This window comes from Sphingobium xenophagum NBRC 107872, assembly GCF_000367345.1.
GTDB lineage: Bacteria > Pseudomonadota > Alphaproteobacteria > Sphingomonadales > Sphingomonadaceae > Sphingobium > Sphingobium xenophagum.
Map to the genome: position 1 here is coordinate 2,501 of NZ_BARE01000094.1, position 3,320 is coordinate 5,820.

Consider the following 3,320-nt stretch of genomic DNA (forward strand, 5'->3'; position numbering starts at 1 on the left):
CTGGCTGAGTTTAATAACCGCATTGTTTCAACGGCAGGAAAGCACTTGATCTTCCAGTGTTGTCGTTGGTGGTGCGGACTCTCAAGCGTGAGGTAAGGGCATCTGGTGAATGCCTTGGCATGTACAGGCGATGAAGGACGTGGCACGCTGCGATAAGCGTGGGGGAGCCGTGAGCAGGCTTTGATCCCGCGATTTCCGAATGGGATAACCCACCTTCACCATTTAATCTTTGGTTCCCCGCCTTGGCGAGGACTAAAGGTTAAATGGGAGAGGTATCACTAAGCTGAATAAAATAGGCTTTGGTGAAGCGAACCCGGAGAACTGAAACATCTCAGTACCCGGAGGAAAAGACATCAACCGAGATTCCGTTAGTAGTGGCGAGCGAACGCGGACCAGGCCAGTGCCTGTGATTAAGCAAGCAGAACATTCTGGAAAGTTTGACCATAGCGGGTGACAGTCCCGTATGCGAAAGCAAGATCACAGGACTTGAGTAGGGCGGAGCACGTGAAACTCTGTCTGAACATGGGGGGACCACCCTCCAAGCCTAAATACTCGTACATGACCGATAGTGAACCAGTACCGTGAGGGAAAGGTGAAAAGCACCCCGATGAGGGGAGTGAAACAGTACCTGAAACCGGATGCCTACAAGCAGTGGGAGGGTCCTTGAGACCTGACCGCGTACCTCTTGCATAATGGGTCTGTGACTTAGTGTATCAAGCAAGCTTAAGCCGTTAGGTGTAGGCGCAGCGAAAGCGAGTCTGAACAGGGCGACGAAGTTTGATGCATTAGACCCGAAACCCGGCGATCTATGCATGACCAGGTTGAAGGTGCGGTAACACGCACTGGAGGACCGAACCGTTCAATGTTGAAAAATTGTCGGATGAGTTGTGCTTAGGGGTGAAAGGCCAATCAAGCCGGGAAATAGCTGGTTCTCCGCGAAATCTATTGAGGTAGAGCGTCGAATGATTGCCGTTGGGGGTAGAGCACTGGATGGATGCGGGGGTCGCGAGATCTACCAACTCTAACCAAACTCCGAATACCAACGAGTCTAGTTCGGCAGACAGACGGCGGGTGCTAAGGTCCGTCGTCAAAAGGGAAACAGCCCTAACCTACAGCTAAGGTCCCCAAGTCATCACTAAGTGGGAAAGCATGTGGGATTTCCAAAACAACCAGGAGGTTGGCTTAGAAGCAGCCATCCTTTAAAGAAAGCGTAACAGCTCACTGGTCTAAACAAGAGATCCTGCGGCGAAGATGTAACGGGGCTAAAGTGATGCACCGAAGCTTAGGGTTCAGTCTTTGACTGAGCGGTAGCGGAGCGTTCCGTAGGCCGTTGAAGCGATCTGGTAATGGGTCGTGGAGGTATCGGAAGTGCGAATGCAGACATGAGTAGCGATTAACAGTGTGAGATGCACTGTCGCCGAAATTCCAAGGGTTCCTGCTTAAAGCTAATCTGAGCAGGGTAAGCCGGCCCCTAAGACGAGCCCGAAGGGGGTAGTCGATGGGAACCACGTTAATATTCGTGGGCCTGGAGGTGTGTGACGGATGGCGTAAATGGTCTGGGCTTATTGGATTGCTCCAGGCTGTGAAGTCGTCCCAGGAAATAGCCCCTCCGTATAGACCGTACCCTAAACCGACACAGGTGGAATGGTAGAGTATACCAAGGCGTTTGAGAGAAGTATCCTGAAGGAACTCGGCAAATTGCCTCCGTACCTTCGGAAGAAGGAGGCCCCACATATGCGCAAGCACTTGTGGGGGGCACAGGCCAGGGGGTAGCGACTGTTTAGCAAAAACACAGGGCTCTGCTAAGTCGGCTTCAAGACGACGTATAGGGCCTGACGCCTGCCCGGTGCCTGAAGGTTAAGAGGAGGAGTGCAAGCTCTGAATTGAAGCCCAGGTAAACGGCGGCCGTAACTATAACGGTCCTAAGGTAGCGAAATTCCTTGTCGGGTAAGTTCCGACCTGCACGAATGGCGTAACGACTTCCCCACTGTCTCCAGGATATGCTCAGCGAAATTGAATTCTCCGTGAAGATGCGGAGTACCCGCGGTTAGACGGAAAGACCCCGTGCACCTTTACTGCAACTTCAGAGTGGCATTAGGAAAGAGCTGTGTAGCATAGGTGGGAGGCTTTGAAACTTGGGCGCCAGCCTGAGTGGAGCCATAGGTGAAATACCACCCTGCTGTTTTCTGATGTCTAACCTCGCACCGTTATCCGGTGCAGGGACCCTCTGTGGTGGGTAGTTTGACTGGGGCGGTCGCCTCCTAAAGAGTAACGGAGGCGCGCGATGGTGGGCTCAGGACGGTTGGAAACCGTCTGTTAGAGTGCAATGGCATAAGCCCGCCTGACTGCGAGACTGACAAGTCGAGCAGAGACGAAAGTCGGTCATAGTGATCCGGTGGTCCCTCGTGGAAGGGCCATCGCTCAACGGATAAAAGGTACGCCGGGGATAACAGGCTGATGATTCCCAAGAGCTCATATCGACGGAATCGTTTGGCACCTCGATGTCGGCTCATCACATCCTGGGGCTGGAGCAGGTCCCAAGGGTTTGGCTGTTCGCCAATTAAAGTGGTACGTGAGCTGGGTTCAGAACGTCGCGAGACAGTTTGGTCCCTATCTGCCGTGGGCGTCGAAATTTGAGAGGAGTTGACCCTAGTACGAGAGGACCGGGTTGAACATACCTCTGGTGTACCTGTCGTCACGCCAGTGGCGCAGCAGGGTAGCTATGTATGGACGGGATAACCGCTGAAAGCATCTAAGCGGGAAGCCTCCCTCAAGATAAGATTTCACAGGACCGTGGAAGACCACCACGTTGATAGATCGGATGTGGAAGTGCGGTAACGCATGAAGCTAACCGATACTAATTGTCCTATTCGCGCTTAAACGGTTCATAACGAACCGCAGAGTCCCACCATCAATGACAGCTCTGGACAACAGATGCCTGACAGACATGGGCGGTTATAAAGCCAGCCAGATACACATCCTACAAACATACGTGCACGGTATCGATTGAAACCCCTTATATGCGCCTGCTTCATTGCTTGGTGACCATAGCGTCTGTGACCCACCCGATCCCATCCCGAACTCGGCCGTGAAACCAGTCTGCGCCGATGGTACTATTGCTCAAGCACTGGAAGAGTAGGGCGTCGCCAGGCATTGAAGCACGCGCATATCAGGACACAAAAACCCATTCACAGTTCATCAAAGGGCGGACCCAAAAGGTCCGCCCTTTGTCCTTTGGTGTCGCGGGATGGAGCAGCCCGGTAGCTCGTCAGGCTCATAACCTGAAGGTCGTAGGTTCAAATCCTACTCCCGCAACCAAA

Annotated in this window: 1 tRNA gene and 2 rRNA genes; all 3 read left to right on the forward strand. The window is 53.1% G+C overall.

From position 1 onward, the window contains the following. Positions 1-83 precede the first annotated feature (83 nt). The 3 genes from SX1_RS21595 to SX1_RS21605 all read left to right on the forward strand — a co-directional run bounded on the left by SX1_RS21595 (position 84) and on the right by SX1_RS21605 (position 3,318). Positions 84-2,880: ribosomal RNA gene (locus SX1_RS21595) — 23S ribosomal RNA — on the forward strand. A gap of 157 nt (positions 2,881-3,037) precedes the next feature. Further along, positions 3,038-3,152: ribosomal RNA gene (rrf, locus tag SX1_RS21600) — 5S ribosomal RNA — on the forward strand. Between the two features lie 89 nt (positions 3,153-3,241). Further along, positions 3,242-3,318 (forward strand) — tRNA-Met (locus SX1_RS21605). Positions 3,319-3,320 lie beyond the last annotated feature (2 nt).